At 48.3% G+C, this 17,059-nt stretch carries 21 protein-coding genes; 9 read left to right on the top strand and 12 right to left on the bottom strand.

The window, feature by feature from the left end; all coding sequences use genetic code 11:
- Nucleotides 1-197 precede the first annotated feature (197 nt).
- The 3 genes from FRY98_RS12895 to FRY98_RS12885 form a co-directional block, all read right to left on the bottom strand.
- Complete coding sequence (locus FRY98_RS12895) at nt 198-974, bottom strand: DUF4367 domain-containing protein (RefSeq protein ID WP_148452312.1); 777 nt, start codon at nt 972-974, stop codon at nt 198-200.
- A gap of 109 nt (nt 975-1,083) precedes the next feature.
- A complete protein-coding gene (locus tag FRY98_RS12890; RefSeq protein ID WP_148452310.1) occupies nt 1,084-2,589 on the bottom strand; it encodes a hypothetical protein in 1,506 nt (501 codons plus the stop codon).
- Entirely contained in the window at nt 2,570-3,154 is a 585-nt protein-coding gene (locus tag FRY98_RS12885; protein ID WP_225038417.1) for an RNA polymerase sigma factor, read from the bottom strand. The genes FRY98_RS12890 and FRY98_RS12885 overlap by 20 nt, the downstream gene beginning before the upstream one ends.
- Before the next feature lie 117 nt (nt 3,155-3,271).
- Here FRY98_RS12885 and FRY98_RS12880 point away from each other — a divergent pair, with 117 nt between their 5' ends.
- The 3 genes from FRY98_RS12880 to FRY98_RS12870 are packed head-to-tail and all read left to right on the top strand — an operon-like array spanning nt 3,272 to nt 4,520.
- Entirely contained in the window at nt 3,272-3,748 is a 477-nt protein-coding gene (locus FRY98_RS12880; protein WP_148452308.1) for a MarR family winged helix-turn-helix transcriptional regulator, read from the top strand.
- 42 nt (nt 3,749-3,790) lie between these two features.
- Entirely contained in the window at nt 3,791-4,033 is a 243-nt protein-coding gene (locus FRY98_RS12875) for a VOC family protein (protein ID WP_148452306.1), read from the top strand.
- Nucleotides 4,034-4,049: 16 nt separating this feature from the next.
- Nucleotides 4,050-4,520, top strand: a complete 471-nt coding sequence (locus FRY98_RS12870; RefSeq protein WP_148452304.1) for a hypothetical protein — start codon at nt 4,050-4,052, stop codon at nt 4,518-4,520.
- A gap of 102 nt (nt 4,521-4,622) precedes the next feature.
- On the opposite strand, the gene FRY98_RS12865 is transcribed toward FRY98_RS12870, so the two are convergent.
- Together FRY98_RS12865 and FRY98_RS12860 are read right to left on the bottom strand one after the other, a co-directional pair.
- Complete coding sequence (locus tag FRY98_RS12865; RefSeq protein ID WP_148452303.1) at nt 4,623-4,820, bottom strand: hypothetical protein; 198 nt, start codon at nt 4,818-4,820, stop codon at nt 4,623-4,625.
- A gap of 72 nt (nt 4,821-4,892) precedes the next feature.
- Nucleotides 4,893-5,963 (bottom strand): hypothetical protein, encoded by a 1,071-nt coding sequence (locus tag FRY98_RS12860; protein ID WP_148452301.1) that lies wholly within the window; start codon nt 5,961-5,963, stop codon nt 4,893-4,895.
- 86 nt (nt 5,964-6,049) lie between these two features.
- Here FRY98_RS12860 and FRY98_RS12855 point away from each other — a divergent pair, with 86 nt between their 5' ends.
- From FRY98_RS12855 to FRY98_RS12835, 5 genes are all read left to right on the top strand, one after another.
- Nucleotides 6,050-7,012: a hypothetical protein gene (locus tag FRY98_RS12855; protein ID WP_148452299.1), complete on the top strand. Its 963-nt coding sequence runs from the start codon at nt 6,050-6,052 to the stop codon at nt 7,010-7,012.
- 34 nt (nt 7,013-7,046) lie between these two features.
- Complete coding sequence (locus FRY98_RS12850) at nt 7,047-7,964, top strand: helix-turn-helix transcriptional regulator (RefSeq protein WP_148452297.1); 918 nt, start codon at nt 7,047-7,049, stop codon at nt 7,962-7,964.
- A gap of 81 nt (nt 7,965-8,045) precedes the next feature.
- On the top strand, nt 8,046-8,564 hold the full coding sequence (locus FRY98_RS12845; protein ID WP_148452294.1) for a DinB family protein: 519 nt from the start codon (nt 8,046-8,048) through the stop codon (nt 8,562-8,564).
- A 4-nt stretch (nt 8,565-8,568) separates the two neighbouring features.
- Entirely contained in the window at nt 8,569-9,138 is a 570-nt protein-coding gene (locus tag FRY98_RS12840; protein WP_148452292.1) for a YdeI/OmpD-associated family protein, read from the top strand.
- Nucleotides 9,139-9,326: 188 nt separating this feature from the next.
- Complete coding sequence (locus FRY98_RS12835; RefSeq protein WP_148452290.1) at nt 9,327-10,235, top strand: EamA family transporter; 909 nt, start codon at nt 9,327-9,329, stop codon at nt 10,233-10,235.
- A 462-nt stretch (nt 10,236-10,697) separates the two neighbouring features.
- Here FRY98_RS12835 and FRY98_RS12830 read toward each other — a convergent pair whose 3' ends face one another.
- Entirely contained in the window at nt 10,698-11,552 is an 855-nt protein-coding gene (locus FRY98_RS12830) for a helix-turn-helix domain-containing protein (RefSeq protein WP_148452288.1), read from the bottom strand.
- 290 nt (nt 11,553-11,842) lie between these two features.
- On the opposite strand from FRY98_RS12830, the gene FRY98_RS12825 reads away from it, so the two are divergent.
- Nucleotides 11,843-12,997, top strand: coding sequence for an epoxide hydrolase family protein (locus FRY98_RS12825; protein WP_148452286.1), 1,155 nt, complete (start codon nt 11,843-11,845; stop codon nt 12,995-12,997).
- Between the two features lie 92 nt (nt 12,998-13,089).
- On the opposite strand, the gene FRY98_RS12820 is transcribed toward FRY98_RS12825, so the two are convergent.
- The 6 genes from FRY98_RS12820 to FRY98_RS12795 all read right to left on the bottom strand — a co-directional run bounded on the left by FRY98_RS12820 (nt 13,090) and on the right by FRY98_RS12795 (nt 17,020).
- On the bottom strand, nt 13,090-13,554 hold the full coding sequence (locus FRY98_RS12820; RefSeq protein ID WP_148452284.1) for a VOC family protein: 465 nt from the start codon (nt 13,552-13,554) through the stop codon (nt 13,090-13,092).
- A 73-nt stretch (nt 13,555-13,627) separates the two neighbouring features.
- A complete protein-coding gene (locus FRY98_RS12815) occupies nt 13,628-14,308 on the bottom strand; it encodes a protein kinase family protein (RefSeq protein ID WP_148452282.1) in 681 nt (226 codons plus the stop codon).
- Nucleotides 14,309-14,438: 130 nt separating this feature from the next.
- Nucleotides 14,439-14,723 (bottom strand): histidine phosphatase family protein, encoded by a 285-nt coding sequence (locus FRY98_RS29435; RefSeq protein WP_148452280.1) that lies wholly within the window; start codon nt 14,721-14,723, stop codon nt 14,439-14,441.
- 94 nt (nt 14,724-14,817) lie between these two features.
- Nucleotides 14,818-15,291: an NUDIX domain-containing protein gene (locus FRY98_RS12805; RefSeq protein WP_148452278.1), complete on the bottom strand. Its 474-nt coding sequence runs from the start codon at nt 15,289-15,291 to the stop codon at nt 14,818-14,820.
- A gap of 81 nt (nt 15,292-15,372) precedes the next feature.
- Entirely contained in the window at nt 15,373-15,969 is a 597-nt protein-coding gene (locus FRY98_RS12800; protein ID WP_225038408.1) for a DJ-1/PfpI family protein, read from the bottom strand.
- A gap of 553 nt (nt 15,970-16,522) precedes the next feature.
- Nucleotides 16,523-17,020, bottom strand: coding sequence for an SF0329 family protein (locus FRY98_RS12795; protein ID WP_148452276.1), 498 nt, complete (start codon nt 17,018-17,020; stop codon nt 16,523-16,525).
- Between the last annotated feature and the right edge of the window lie 39 nt (nt 17,021-17,059).

Below are 17,059 nucleotides of genomic sequence, written 5' to 3'. Positions count from 1 at the left end.
GAATGCGTCTCAAATTTTAAATATGTACACTTCAATACAAACCTATCGCGGCCAGGAAGCCGACTTCAAATTTCAACTATATAGTTGAACGTTGGCGCAGTGGAAAGGTTGCGGTCCGAGCCGAACGAAAAATACATCGAAATAAAAAAGAGCCTGCCTATACGCAGACTCCGGGAATGGATTATTTCTGTTTCAGTTCACTCTTTGCCCATGCTCTCCGCGATCGCGACGAGATCGTCCTTCGTCAGGGAGCTATTTTTGTAGGTGGAAATCTCGTACTCCAACTGGTCTTTCGTATTTTCCCACATCAGTCTGGTCGAGAAGAGGGCGTCGGAATTCGTGGCGTATAAAGCCTCGATCCCGTTGACGGTCAACTTTTCAAAATTTTCCCCTTTCCCCGGCACCTTTGTGACCTCCGTAAAGAACGGCTGCATCTTTTTGGCGCTGAGGCGAATGACGTCCGAATCTTTGGAGAAGACGATGGCCGTTTCTCCGGCTTCGCTCCAGTTCAGCTTCTTGGCGTAATACGTTTTGCCCTTCGCTTCCGTTTGGAGTTCCTTTAACATCCCTTGATATCTCTTGCTGAGAAAATGAGGATATGGCGGCATGATTTCACCGGATTCAAAAGCGTACCCTTCCGGAAGCCAGGCCGGCTGTGTTAACTCCGGCGCTTTGTACTTGGACAACAGCTTCGTGTACTCGTCATCATTTGAAGTCTTGATGGACAGATAGTTAAAAGACAGGGAATTGTCCGTTCCATCATACATGACGGTGAGCTCTCCCGGCTTTTTCTGTTTGGAATGGATCGCTATCGCCGCTTTTTTCTGCTGTTCGAGACGGGTCTCGTTCGAGGCCGCCTGTGTCTTCGACGATTTGTGCGGCGCGGCTGCAGCCTCCTCGGCAATAGGGCTTGCCGAGCCAAACATCAACAGGATGCTCGCGGCGGTAATCAGGGTCTTTTTCGTAACGTTCATGGATAATCTCCTCTCGGCCAGTCAGGCATTTGATTTTGTTTTACTTGTATAACGCCTGAGCCTCCGGAAAAGGGACACTCAAATCAAGTTCAAGTGATTTGATCTTGCCCTAGCGAAGATCGAACGCTATCGTCCGGTCGATACGTACGGGATCGGCCTCCCGTTTCACGCGAATTTCATAAGTTTCCTGTTTGGGAACCATGAAGGCCAGTTCGTATTCCTCGTTTCCTTCGGTCGGCATTATCCGTTCCTTTCTTAAATCCGCTTTTTCCCCGTAATACGCCTCCCAGAGCTCCGGAGATTTCTCTTTGTCGGGACGTAAGGAAGGAATATCGAACCGGACGCTCATGCGATCTTCGGATTTCTGCCGCACCTTAAGCTTCAAAAACCCATCCTCATACCGCGTTTCGGTAATCGTCATTTCCTTGTTTTTAAAGCGGATCGGCTTCGGCAGCGGTTCGTTTAAATCGAGCGTAAAGGAGCCGCTCTTCGTCCAGTCCGAGACCTCCACGGCGCCGACGTGAAGCGTCAGTCGGTCCACGGTCTCGTCAAAAAACGGAGAGGAATTGAACGTCAGCTTAATTACCCCCGGCTGAAACCGGTCATGCACCGGCTGATACTTCGTCTCGTAAGAAACCAACGGATACACCTTGCCGTTGTTGTCCGTCAGCTTCACCGGATCTTCCTTACCGTCCCCGTTTAACCGAAGATCCAGCGAATATTCTGCGCTGTTGTCCAACCGAAGCTCGGCATAGGTGTTCAGCGGAGTAACCCGGATGTTGTCCAGCACCACAGCCCCGATATCCGGGTCCCCCTTCACCTCGATCCGCCGGTTGGCTTGGATAATCCGGTCTTTCAACTGCTGGTCGGGCGAAAACGGCACTTTCATGGCATACTGCCGGTCCACGCGGCCGGAGGCATGGGTCCCCGCATAAATTTCAAATCGCAAAGTGTCGGGATTCCCCTGCAGAAACGCTTGCACCGCTTCCGGTTCCAAATCTATGATGTTGGAAATGACGAGGATCGGCTCTCCCGTCTCCTGGTCGGTAATCAAATCTTCGCTGCCGCTCCCTTCGATCATATCGAAATCCACGCTTTCCACGGCGTAAAAATCGGCGGTACGGTCGAGACTCAAGCTTCCGTCCGGATTTTTCGCAATATGCTCCTTGAGGGCGTCCGTCCGAATAAATACTTTGTACATCAGTTTATCGCTGGTCAGATAAACATCCGCAAGGCTCACCTTCATATCGCCAAACTGCTGCACCACCGGTTCAAAAGGCATGTACTTGTGAGCGGCGGCGTTCTCGACCCCGTCCTGGCGGCGGAGCGTATCCAGCCATTCGGCGGCGACCGAAACGCCGGGGATTTGCTTGAGCATGCTGGCAAACGCGGGGGACATCTCGGCCGTCACGAACAGGAGCGAGACGGCGGCCGCTCCCGCGACGAAACCGGTGACCCATGGCCTTCTCCCTGCCCGACGCCGGTCGGGCTTTTTGTTTTCGCTGTGCCATGCGATATTCCGGGCAAAATCCCGCAGCGACTCGGGAGCGGTCAACCGGTCCAGCGACTGTTCGATCTCCTTTTTCATATCCAACTCATTCCTTGTATCCAACATGTTGCACCACCTTCTTGTTTTCATCGGATTGATAAAGCTTCAGCAGCTTAAGCCGTGCCCGGTGCAGCCGCGATTTGACCGTGCCTACCTTCACGCCCAGCACGATGGAGATTTCCTCCAGGGACAGCTCCTGATAGTAAAACAGCAGTACCACGGAACGATGGGGAATGTCGAGGGACATAACTTGGGCTAGCAGGCTGTTTTGCTCTTCCTTTATCAAAAGAACCTCCATCGGCTGCGCCTGACGGTCCACCGGTTCCACTTGTTCCAAGTCCTCCGACATGCGGTCAATCCGCGACCGCTTTCGGGCCAAATCGATCGCTCTCATCGCCGCCATCTGTTTAAACCAGGCCGCAAAATAACGAATTTCCTTCCCCTTCATAATCGCCTGGTAAGCTTCGATCAGAGCGTTCTGTACGGCGTCCTCCGCCAAATGGGCCGAACGCAGAATCGCCGCCGCCGTGCTGTAGACCCGGTCCAGCAGAGGCTCCACCAGATGGTAAAAAGCCTCGCGGTCGCCGTCTCTGCACCGCTGGATCCACGCTTGATCCTCTTGCATCATCATCACTTCCTAAAGTTGTCTTCGGTAATATAGTCGAAGCATATGGGAAACAGGTTCGCTTCCTGGTGATTTTTCAATAAATCTTTTGACAAGGTATTGTCATTTTGTTAATGTATTGTCATGGAAAACCATATTTTACCTCCCAAAAACAGCGCTTTTTCCGATCTCGTCATTGAAGTATTCCGCCTCAATCGCCAACTGCTCGATGCCGGGGATCGACTGACTCAGCCCGTGGGACTCAGCAGTGCCCGTTGGCAGGTGCTTGGTGTGGTCGAACACGGACCGGTCACCGTCCCGAATGTGGCCCGCGAAATGGGGCTGACGCGGCAAGCGATACAACAGGTGGCCGATTCCTTGGTGGCGGAAGGGTATATGCGCTACGAGGACAATCCCCATCACCGCCGGGCCAAACTTATGGTCATCACGCCGAAAGGCCGAACCGCGCTGGATGAAATTCAACGTCGTCATGCCGTATGGACCAGCCATATCACAGAGTCGCTCTCCATCGAACGATTAACTCACATGCTCGATGAGATTCGCCGCATTCGCGAGCTCATGGATCAGAGCAACTCTCTTTTTGAATCACCCGATATGTAATGGTCAGGGTCGTTTACAAATTCACTATGGAGGTGTTTCAATTTGTCGATGGAACCGAGTCCATCTGTCATTCCCCTGCTTCCCTGCAAGTCTATTGACGAGCAACTGGATTTTTATGAAACGTTGGGGTTCGAAATTACTTATCGCCAAGCCAAACCGAATATTTATGCTTGTGTGCGGCATCCCATCGTGGAGCTTCACTTTTTCGGCCTCAAACAGCTCGTCCCCGCCGAGTCCTACGCCATGTGTTATATTCATGTTCCTAACGTGGATGAGCGTATATGAGGATTTTTGTGCCCGCTTGAAGCAGACGTATCATAAAATCCCGCGGTCCGGAATCCCGAAAATCACCCGCCTATCCGATTTATCGGAAGACCGCCGATTTAATCTGATCGATCCTGCCGGAAACCGTCTGTTAATCGGCCAAAGGCACGACAGCTCCAAACTGAAACCGCACGACGAATCCATCTGGGAGACGCCAAACCGGCCGCTGAATACTTATGAAATCGCTTATCGATTGGCCTACGCGAAAGACGACCACACGGCGGCCGTCAAAGTGCTCGATAAAATGTTGGCGAGCGATAAGGAAGCGGCGAACACACTGCGCTATAAAGCCCTGATTCTGCGCGCGGACCTGGCTTTTTCCAGCGACGATACCGATCTTGCCAAGCAATTACTGGCCCAAGCCAAACAGCTGATCCTTACGGATCAGGAGCTTGAACAGGTTCGCGGCGATATGGATAAAATGAATGAATTGTTGAATGGCGGATAGGCAGCACCATGTCAGGTTTAATGAAACGCCAGCGTATTACAAGGCATATAAAAAAGCCTCCACTCCTTAACCGAGCGGGGCTTTTGCTTGTTAATCAAACCGTTACTGTTGTTTCAACCTGTTGATTTCAAGTTCATTACGGGAAGTTTTTTGGTATGTAAACTCGACATCTGCCGCCAACGTATCCATTTTCTCTTCCAATCGGCTTACCTTATCATCCACCACTTCAATTTTTTGCTGTAATGGCGCAAGTTTCTGATCAAGCAGTTCACTTATAGACTTCAATAATTCATCATTCACGAGTACCAACCTCCCGTTTACGATTATAGCATAATGGAGGTGGACGATCTCACTTAAATTAAAGAAAAAGCTTCAACTCATCTGAAGAAGATCCCGCTCCAACTCCCGGAATATCCCCTCTTCCATTCTCTTGTTCAACTGCAAATACTTGTTCACCAGCGGGTGATCGGACCCAAAATAACGGCCGATTCGGCCAAGGAACGAGTCATCCTGATGCACGGTACTCCATTCAAACATTAACGTGTACAGCTGCGTTAAGTCCTCTTGAACTCCCTGGACAAACCGAAACGGGCTCAACGCGCGGCTCAGTTTAAGGTCAAGCAAATCATGAAGTATGTCCAGCTTATGTTCTACGAGCCTCATATCCGTCTCTTCCGAATCACGTTTCTCCTGTTCCAATGGGGTGTCCTTCTTAATATCCAGAATAAGTTCGCGAAAAGACAAGTTCACCATCTGCATGCCCATGTAAGCCCACCAGTGACTTCCGGTTCCTATGGCGTATAACTCCCATCCCGGGTTCCAAAGGAGTTGCTTTAGAGTTTCACTCTGACCTTCCCCATATGCGGCTATGCCTAAAACAATCCCGGCATTACAATCCGTGGAAGCCCTCTCCCCCCAAGCCAAGAGCCTCGGAACGAGCTCCGGACCGCTGAACTTGAACGAGAGCGCCGGCAAAAACTCAGGGAACAGCGGCTCCCCGTATACCTTTTCGAATTCCGCCCTCAGCCGGTCTTCATGACGCGGCCCGAGCGCAAGGTGCATCAGCGCAAGACACGCATCCTTGGACAGATCCCAGTCGCTCATCTCTATGCAATCTACCATATAATCAACATATTTCTCATAGCCCATATATCCCAATACGTGTAAAATATCGCTCGGCATCTCCCGCTTCAGCTTATTTTGCTCAAAGCTATGATGATCGATCTCTTGCGCCAACGCCAGATCCCCGCATCGCATGACGGGGTCAAGCAGCATCACATGACGATAATCTTCCGGCTGCTCCAGAAAAAGCTTGAACAGTGCGGCGGCGTCTTCACGGTCTCCGTAGGTCGAAATCATTTGGCAATAGGCTTGGAGAATCGCGGCCGAAAGCCTCGGTTGGCTATGGAGCAGATGAATGAGTTGTTCCGTTTGTCGAAGCATGATATTCTCCTTCTAAAGCTTTTGGTGATAAATACCTTTGTCATAACGTCTATTTTATAATAGATCGGAGAGGAGTTCACTGGAATATGAAAAAATGGATCACGGCGATCGCGCTAACATCGCTGCTGACGTCGCTGACCCTGGGCTGTTCTAGTAAGGACGACGGCTCGGGGGCTCATAAGGAAGAAGCGGCTCCGCCTCCGGCGAAAACGCAGCTAGGGAATATCGACACGGGTGCGATAGCGAATAAAGCTGACGATCACCTCGATGAGCAGAAACATGTTGCCGACATTGAAAAATTAAGCCCCTTTTTCGGGTTCGCGAACGCGGACGGCAGCCAAATCATCGTAACCGGGCAGGAAGCCGGGCTGGAGACGTCCCTGTCGGAATACGACCACATCATCGGGGAAGGCGGAAAAACCTACGGCGTCCGATTTGCGAATTGGCAAACCGGCTCCGACCAAAGCAGCGGCCGGGAGACCGCCAACAATTTTGCCAACCTGGAAGGTTACGTCTTCGATATCCTAGACGGGAAGGCCGCTCCCAACGAGACCTACTATGTGGTGAAGAAGCAGGACTTTGACCTTGAATCCTTGCTTGAAATCACTCCCCCGGCGCAGACGGGAACGGATGCGGAACTTGAAGCTGAGGAAACGCTCAAGGAAAACATCTCCCTCATGAGAGACCGCGATGTGACGCAAATCTGGACGCTGGCGGGCATCGGCTCGGAACGCAAGCTTTATCTCGTAAGATTTGCGGACAAGGGAAAAGACCGGCTGTTCAGCATCGCCTTGTTTAACGGCGAGAACTTCTTATTTCGGGATTATCCGGCGGTCGCTGAAGACGATATTTCCGTCTGGCGCGTGGATGATGGCGGTGAGGTGTCGCCGGGCATGTTCCCGCTGCTATTGGCCGCGGAAACCAAGCAAGGTCTCCTGCTGGGGATGTCGTGGTGGGGAGCGGAAGGCGTCAATTCTTTTTTCCTGCTGGAGGACGGGGAGAACCTCGGAGAGTTGGACATCAAGTATGGGCGGTATACTTCGCCCTGACCATTAGAATAGAGCAAACGGACGGTGATCCCTATTGAAATTGGAGCGATTGATCTCCATCATCTTCAAGCTGCTGAATCACGAAGTTCTGTCCGCCGCCAAGCTGGCTGAAGAGTTTCAAGTTTCGCAAAGAACCATCTATCGGGATATCGACGCGATTTGTGCGGCGGGGTTTCCGGTGGTATCGCATCAGGGAACGAACGGCGGATACGGCATCATGGACGGGTACAAAATGGATAAAAGCCTGCTCGGTTCATACGATGTCAATTCCTTGATTACCGTACTCCAAAGTCTCTCCACCGTGTTTGAAGACACGCGTGCGCAGGGCACCATCGAACGGCTGCAGACGATCGGACCGGAGCATCGGACTACGAGTTTGTCCGTCGATTTGGATACCCGCCGCACGGATCTGGGCGTGCTACCTCTGTTACGTACGGCCATTTCGCAGCGAAATATTATCCGTTTCGATTACATCAGCGCGCAGAATGAACGGACCACCCGCGAGATGGAACCGGTGCGGCTTCATTTTAAATTCGGCAACTGGTACATCTATGGGTATTGCCGGACACGACGGGATTATCGGGAGTTCCGGCTATCCCGGATGCTGCATCTGACGCTGACGCCGAATACCTTTCATCCGCATCACAATCTTCCGGAGGACACGGGATCTGCAAAAAAGGCCTGGGATGGCCAGGTTGAAGAAGTCGTACTCCAGGTACGGCCTGAGGCTTTGGCGGATGTGATGGATCAGTTTCACCAGGCGGAGAAGCAGTTTCACGCCGACGGGAGCATGACCGTGCGGATTCCCGTTTACCGGCCGCTCGAGGCGCGTTGGCTTTGGTCCATCCTGCTCAGTTTTGGCAGCGGGGCCGAAGTCCTCGAGCCGGTTCCCCTTCGGGACATTCTCAAAGAACAGCTTCAGCAGGCGCTCAAGCTTTATGAAGAAGTATGACAGACTGATGTCATACTTCTTTTTTTATAATCGGGTCAGAAGCAAAAACAAATCCAAGAACAATTGAAGGAGACGATACGAATGACGAATCATCCCGTAGAAATGTACCAATATCACGCCTGGGCCAACCAAACGATCCTGGGGAGAATCAAGGAACTCCCGTCCTCCGTGCTGAGCCAGGAAGTGAACAGTTCATTCCCCACTATCGCCCACGCTCTGAGTCATATTTACTCTGTGGACACGATGTGGTATCTGGTTTTGACGGGCATGGAGATGCCTGAGGCTTTTCAAGCGGCGAAACCGCTAAATGAGAATGTCCTGGGTTCCGTGGAGGAGTACGCCAATGCTTTCGGGAAATTAGCCGAACAATACGGACAATGGTTCCGAAGCCATGCCGATCTGGAGCAAAGCGTGCTGCTTAACAATCCGTTCGCCGGAGTCCGTCAAACCCGCTTCTCGGAAATGGTGCTGCATGTCGTTAATCACGGGACCTACCATCGGGGCAATATTTCCACGATGCTGCGGCAATTGGGGCACGCATCCACTATGAACGACTACGCGCTCTTTTGGTATATGGAACCAACCGCATCTATAAGCTAAATCTATGAAAATTGAAAATCTCCTCCCTGCCAAATCGAGAGAAGAGTTAAGGAGTTGGCTCCTCGAGCATAGCATGACCGAGAAAGCTTGTTGGGTGGTCGTCAGCATGAAGCCGACTCCGGATACCCTTCTTTATCTGGACGCGGTCGAAGAAGCTCTGTGTTTTGGATGGATCGACGGCATCAAAAAGAGAATATCCGAAACGGAGACGGGGCAAAGGCTGTCACCCCGAAGCCCAAAAAGTTCATGGACCGAACTCAACAAAGCGCGTGTCCGCCGCCTCGAAAAGCTGGGGCTTATGACAGACGAAGGCAGAAAAGTACTTCCCGATATGGACCCCGATTCTTTTAAAATCGATAGGTTTATTGAGCAGAGGCTGCGGGAGGAACCGCAAGTTTATGCCAATTTCTTGGCCTTTCCGGCGCTTTATCAAAGGGTTCGAATCGACACGATTCAAAGCGTCCTGAACCAACCCGAATTGTTTAAGAGCCGGTTGGACAAATTGATAACCCACACGCGGGAAAATAAAACGTACGGGCAATGGCATGATGATGGACGCCTGCTGGACGATTAAGTTGTTAAGCGGATTTAGGATTGACAACACGCCAAGAATGCTTTTATACTGTTTACCGGAACGGAATACGATCTAAAACCTAATCAGGATGATGTGGACTTTTCTGGAGACTATCTCTATTTTCGCCACACGGAAGGCCTTACCGGTCTTTTGTGTGGCTTTTTTGCGTCCACCGAAGGAGGAGAATCATGAAATTTTGGCACTATGCACTGATTGTTTTTTTAGGAGGTTGCTGTTACGGGATATTATCCACTTTCGTAAAATTGGCCTATGCTGCGGGATTCACCGTGTCGGCCGTGACCGGAGCGCAGTATTTCTTCGGCGTTGTGTTGGCCTGGCTTGCCGTCCTATTTACCAAAAAGAAAAGACTGACTCGCAGGCAAATTACCAAGCTGATCTTATCCGGGATTCCGTTCGGGGCAACCGGTATCTTTTATTATCAAGCTTTACAAACCCTAAACGCTTCTCTCGCTATTGTATTTCTGTTTCAGTTCGTATGGATCGGGGCCCTGCTGGAGTGGGCGTTCCATAAGAGAAAGCCTACGAAGCGTAAGCTTGTCTCGATCGGGCTGCTTCTGGTCGGTTCCGTTCTGGCGGCCAATATCTTCTTTCAGGAAAGCCTGACGTTGTCATGGCAGGGGACCGTATGGGGTATGCTTGCGGCATGCAGCTTTTCCACCTTTGTTTTTTTGAGCAGTTCTGTCGAAAAAGAAGCCCCGCCCATTTTAAAAAGCGCTCTGCTGTCCACGGGAGGCGTAATCACCGTCTTTCTCGTATTTCCGCCAACGTTTTTATTCGACATGGATGTTTTAGTGGGGGTGTTTCCTTATGGATTAGCGCTGGGTGTGTTCGGGGTCGTCCTTCCTCCCCTCTTGTTTTCCATTGGAATGCCGCATGTCGGTTCAGGATTGGGGACCATTCTTACCTCCTCCGAATTGCCGGTGGTTCTGATCATGTCCTCTTTGGTACTGGCGGAACCGATCAGCTTGCCGCAGTGGATCGGGGTAATCATTATTCTGCTAGGGATTGTTAGCAGCAATCTCCGGGCGGGAAGCTCGAACCCTCCATCTTTAAAAGTTCAGAAGTCCGCCGGTTAGAGTAACAAATCAAAACCACCCGTTGAGCGGGTGGTTTGCTCTTAGGCCATAAGCCTTTATTACCGTCTCGCATCTAAAGGCGCCAGCTTTCACTTCGTTCAAGCTACTATGCCGTTGCCGCTTTTGCCTACCCCTGAAGGGGTGCGATTATTACTAGTACCCCTTCAGACAACCTTGATAACATAAAATTCCTGCATATCTGCATGCTTTTTTCCTGTTTGGACTCAAAATTTCTAAATTCCTGCAAATCTGCAGGAATTTTCGACGAAACCGGCTCGTTTCTCTAAAATCGCTGGAAATGCCTGCAGATTTGCATCTTTTTTCACATTCCCTCGGGAATCGGTCTAAATACCTGCAGATTTGCATCCTTTTGGAGTTGGGAGTCTGGAAGCACTCTAGGCGCCAGCTTCTTTGGTTTATTCATAAGGGGTAACTTCAATTCGGTCTACGAGAGTAAGCCTCCTACAGAAATGCCGCTAGCTTCCGGGAGGCCACCCGATACGCGGTCGGCGACAGCCCTCTCTTGGACGTGAATTGCTTGATAAAGTAAGTGTCGTATTCAAATCCGGTGGCACGTGCGATATCGTTCAGATTCATATCCGTATGCGTTAACAGATCGCCCGCTACCTTCAAGCGATGCGTAAGCAAGTAACCCATGGCGGTAGTTCCGCATCTTTCCTGAAACAGCTTGTTCAGACTCACCCGGTTCAAATGGGCGCATTTCGTCAGATCTTCCAAAGCAATTTTCCTGAAATAATTTGTATGGATGTATTCCAGAACCAGATCCACCGGCGATTGTTCGCTGCTCCGATTTAAATCCTCGAGCATGCCCAAAATCTGGATCAGGTATTTCTTGATTCGGCATCTCCACCGCTCATCGCTCTGCGCCTGCACTTCCGTACCGAGCACAAAAAACCATTCGAACAGGAGCGGATAAGCTTTTTCCGTTATATAGGGCACACCTGTATGGGCATCATCTCTTTGAAAAAGGGAAAGGCCCGTCCGAATTCTCGGAGCCATCCGAAGATCGCGCTGCGTCTCGGAATCAGGTACGGAGTTCAGAAATTCGCGTTGAAAATGAAAGGATTGTGCAGCCACGTTCTGCTCCTCCGCAATTTTTAGCTCATCCTCTTCCGCCAGACACAGGATACAGGGAGCGGCAACCGATATGGGACGTTCGTTCAGTATCCCTCTCATGCTCCCGGACGTGACGAAAACGAGAGAAAGCCGATCGGGGTAAGGAAGATGACTCAGATCCTCCACGGGGGCAAATTCAATGTTCACCAGGCGGTTTTTGTATCGGTCGAATTGCGGCATAGCGTTCACCTATCAAATAGTATAGTCAGAACCTTCATTTATGCCAGTGTATCACACCGGGGGGAGGGATATAATGACGTTGTATATAAATTGAACTATTGATTTACTTGTAAGGCAGCCGTGTGTAATGTTCTTCCGATCGCTGTTGTTCCCAGATTTTTTTAATTGACTTTTAATGTGAAAATCCGTTCACAAAGGCGAACGCTTCGCTTCTCCAGAATCATTTCACACTCTTGCCTATTCGTAAAACTCAAGTTCAATTTATATAGCAACAAAAGGAGGAGTCAAACATGGCTGTTGAACGTTTTCATATTCACGTCCCCGATGAGATCCTGGACGATCTGCAGTACAGGCTGCGGCACATCCGTTGGCCGGATCAAGTCGAAGACACGGGTTGGGAACGCGGCACGGAATTAACCACCTTAAAATCGCTCGTTTCGTATTGGAGAGACCAATATGATTGGCGCGCGCAAGAATCCGCGTTGAACCGCTTAGCCCAGTTTCGCTGTCATATCGACGGCATCGACGTGCATTTTGTACATGAGCGCGGGAAGGGACCTAACCCGTTGCCCCTGATTCTCACCCACGGATGGCCCGACAGTTACCTGCGTTATCAAAAAATCATTCCGCTTCTAACCGATCCGGCCAGCTATGGCGGTAACCCTGAGGATTCTTTTGACGTGATCGTCCCTTCCGTACCCGGATTCGGGTTCTCTAGCCGCCCTAAACAGCCCGGCGTTAACAATAAGCGTGTCGCCGACATGTGGGCCAAGCTTATGACCGAAGAATTAGGCTACCCCAAATTTGGCGCCGCAGGCGGGGATGTCGGCTCCGGCGTGACCAGATACCTGGCGGCCAACCATCCCGAGCTGTTATACGGAATTCACCTCACCGATATCGGGATTATCAGGGATCTGATGTCTGCTGCCGATGAGGCCAAACTTTCGGAGGAAGAACGGCGTTACAAGCAAGCGGCATCGGCCTGGGTGGCTCAAGAGGGAGGCTACATGTCCATTCAATCGACACGCCCCCAAACGCTGGCTTATGGACTTTCCGACTCCCCGTCAGGATTGGCGGGTTGGCTGATGGAGAAATTCCGGGCTTGGAGTGATTGCCAAGGTGACCTCAAGCAAAGATTCAGTGAAGACGAACTCATCACGCATATCATGGTCTATTGGGTGACCAACACCATCGGATCGTCAGCGCATCTATACTATGAAAACGCGCATTCTTTGCCGCCGCTCGGCTACATCGAGGTTCCGACAGCCCTAGCCTTATTCCCGGCGGATGTCTTGCTTCCGCCTAAAGCGTGGGCTGCACGCCACCTGAATGTAACCCGCGTGACTTCGATGCCTCGGGGCGGACATTTTACCGCTTGGGAAGAACCGGAGGCTTTGGCCGAGGACATTCGGGAGTTCTACAGGCCTTTTAGGGCGAAGAATTGAGAAAGAAATTTAAAGAGGCTAACCCGAGCGGTTAGCCTCCCTCTTTAATCTTGACGAGGTACTGTGTTTCTATTAATATCTCTATCGGGCTTTTAATTCGACTCATTTAAAAGAGCTTCCCATTCCTCTATTGATAATTTCGTTGATATATTCTTCAAGTTTTCAGGGACATCTATAAAACACATGAACTCCAAACTATTCCCATCCGGATCATTGAAATATACCGATGCGTTCCCCTGATTCGGTCGAACAAAGGGATCGATGGAATCTCTTTTTCCGAACGGCACCGGGGTAACATGAATAGACCGAAGCCAATTTAAGCTATCCTTAAGATCTTCATAACTAACCCTAAACGCGATATGTCTTAGTGACGGATGATAAGATGTTTTATGTTCTTCTCCTTGCCAAAGACCAATCCAGCTCTTTTCTCTTTCAATCCAAAAGAAAGCGGTATCTTCATCTTTCCAGGCCATTTCCAGTCCTAAATTCGAATAGAATTCGATGGATTTTTGTAAATTGCTCACGGGTAGATGCGCTTCATATAATCCAAGTATCATCGGTGTTCTTTCTCCTTTCAACGCTTCCTTTTCAAATTCGTTCTTATAAATGTTTTGGTGGAGCGGCCCTCACTTATTTCCGCTTACCAAAAAACAACCCGCTCACTCGCTTCGCAAAGTCTTCGATCCCGAAGTTTGCCGTATCGATCCGGTTGTACCAGTTGGTCACGGTTTCCAGCATCCATAACGGAACCTTTGTCCCTTTGACCAGCGGATAAACGTGCTGATACGCCCAGACCAAATGCTCCCAACGATTGTCGTTCCCCTCTTGGATGTATTCCGAAACATCGAGGACTTTTCCTCTCCCCTCCTGCAGGAGAACGTTCTTAAGGTGAATGTCCCTGGGGTTCAACCCTCGACTTCGGACGAACTGACGCGCTTCCTCCACGTCCAGGATGGCTTGCTCGGGAACCGGCACACCCTGCAGAAGACAATCGTATAACGTCATTCCCTGTTCCAAACTTAACACCAAATAGTTAGGACCCACACCATAGCACCTGGCAAAATAACGCGATCCTGCTATCCGATCATAAATCCCTGCCTCAATATCCTTCTTTTCTAAAGCCTGAGCGGTATACACTTTGTACGCGTACTCAGGAGTGGCCGGATCATAAAAAACGGCAGCATCCGTACCGATCCCGATACAGCGTAAATTTTCCGGGACATGAATGACCGAAACCGGCTTATTGTTTTCATAACCTGTCACCTCGACAAGCTTTAAGGCTTCCTCCGCCCGCTTCCAATCCGAATCCATGGCCGCCTCCTCCTTTGTTTCGCCAGCGGTACATTGTTTGAATTTAGAGTAATCGTATGTAACGTATAAGGTTACCCTATTTACGACGTTCCATCGACTTAAGTTTCGTCAGGAGCGAGCCGCGATGCGGTTAACGGAGCATTTTTTCCCAGAGTCTTGTTGTACTTACTAATTTCTGTCCTTGGAACACTGCCTTATATATGTCCGGCATCGTTGTAGTGCGCCAGAATTGATAATCGTATTGGGGATCGAAATGATTCATCATTAACGTCATGATATCTCCGTGAGTCCCGATTACAATATTCTTACCTTCGTATTTATTGAGAATGTTCAGTATAACCTTTGTAGCTCTTTTCTGAGCTTCCTCATTCGATTCGCCTTCCGGGAATGCAAATGAAGAGTTCTCAAATAACATCCGCTTTGCTTCTGTAAATGAGTAAGGCGCAAAATCGCCCGCCTTTCTTTTCCCGCGAACCAAGGGCGTAGATATGACGTAACTAGTTCTCTATTCATTTTATAAAATGTGCCTTTTCATCTTGTCTTGAACTGAATATATAATCCGGGTACTTGATTGCGATCGGTGGTATTTGGTCTTCGGGAAAGAACTTGAGATCCTTCATCTCTTCATTATCTGAGATTAACTGTCCAGCCTTGATCTTGCATTCAAAAACAATAGTTAGGTATTCGACTTGATGACCGTTCCCATAAGTAAACCTCTGTTCTTCCCCACCATATACTCCTATAATTCGCTCCGGTTCAACATCAAGCCCCGTCTCTTCCAATGCTTCTCTAACCATAGCTTGAGCAGGGGTTTCTCCAATCTCAATTGCGCCGGCAATTAAGCCCCAGTGCTCTTGATTGTGTTTTCTTCCGAAAAGAATTTCACCTTGATCATTTCTAATCACGCCAGCTACACTCGGCAAAAGGATAAGCTCGCTTCCCATCTTCTCTCGCAGGTTTTTATAATAGTCTGACATTCCCATGAAAAAAATGCCTCCTTGTTCTTATATATACAAAATGACTTAGCCTCAATGATAGCTCCGATCCTTTATTGAATTTCCCGTTTATGGTTTTCCCGTATACCAATCCGAATTAAAATCCAAGTTTAATAAATGTCCTAACTTATTTCCAAACTCTGTAAATCCTCTTCCTCTTGCAGTTAATAAATTTCCATCTTGCACGACTAAATCATTACAATAATTATCCTCATTAAATATCCCTAGCTGTTTTCTATCCTCTTCATTGATGCCGGTGGTATATTTCCGGTTTTCAAGTATTCCGGCTCTCGCCAGTAAATAAGGTGAACTCGATATCGCTGCTATGATGAGTTCTTTATTGTACTCAGCGCATCTTTTAATGAAGGATACTAAATCCTCATTATCAAATAAAGTGGATATATCCATACAACCAGGTATCAAAATACTGTCCAGACTCTCAATATCTGCATCATATATTGTACAATCGGCAACACACTTTAAATCTGACTCCCCCCTAATCATATCTGAGGTGATTCCAATGGTTGTTATTGGATGGTTTCCTTGTTTCAAAATAGATAAGGCAACAGTTAATTCATACTCGCTAAAAAGAGGAAATAGGATTACACCTGTTTTTTTTATACTCATCTTTGCATTTTCATCCTTTTTAATATGACTTGCTCCCATGTTGTATACCATACCTTGATCAACAAGATCCGTCCCGAGTAGATGAGAAGGATCCCTCTTCTAAGTTATTTCATCCCTCGTCTATAATTCATATAGTATCGTTTTAATGATAACCCAAGCCAAAACATAAAACTGGGTACGAGATTCAAAAGCAACATGATTACATAATAATATTCATATTCGGATTCTCTTATCATCACAATCATACTGAGGTTGTTATAGTACGCATATAAAGCCCAAATCAAATCAGGCATAAATCCGCTAGAATCCGATATATAGTAAAAAAAGAACAGTAACCATATTGAGATTCCTACAATAGCTATGGTTGAGACGGAAAAGTAATCAGAAAGATAGGTTCTGTTATTTTTTAATACTGTGAAACCTATAATAAGATAAATGATTAACGACACACCAGTGACCAAATAAAACACTACTGTTTGGTTACTATAATAGAATAAGATGACGTCTCCAGCGACTTGTATAATTATGTATGCGAGAACGGATAGTGCATTATTCGTTACTATGTCTTCAGAACGTTCCATATGAATTCCTTTCATATTAACTGATTATTATATATTCGTTTCAAAAGACTTCTTCCATACGCTTGAAGCTCTTCTAATTGTATTTTATAAAATCTTCTTCTTCCCAATCTCCTATCTACCAATCCGAATGCCTTATATATTGGGTTATTAGATTCAATGATTTCTTGGAATGGGGTTGACAAATAACTTCTCAAGTTCATAGTAATATGGCTTGTTTCATGTAATCCTGATCTCATCACTTCTTCTACTTGCTTTGACTCAATATGGGTTTTGTAAAAGTCTTTATGAATTCCATATTCAACAGCTAAAGAAGCACCATCTATAGGCAAAGTATTCATGTACCAATGATAATACCCACCACCGAATATCTTTTCGCCGTCTAAAGTAATCCAAACTTCCCCATAGCCATCATGAGCTTTTCGGTATCTTGTCTCATGGATATCTATTCGTTTTCTTAGTTCAGGAGTAATAAAATCTTTTATAAGTACTCTAAGTTTAGACCAATCCATAAAGTTAAAAAATACCTTTCATGTTTTCTCCTACGTTTC

The organism is Paenibacillus faecis (assembly GCF_008084145.1).
Lineage (GTDB): Bacteria > Bacillota > Bacilli > Paenibacillales > Paenibacillaceae > Fontibacillus > Fontibacillus faecis.
This window is presented reverse-complemented; position numbering and strand designations above follow the sequence as displayed.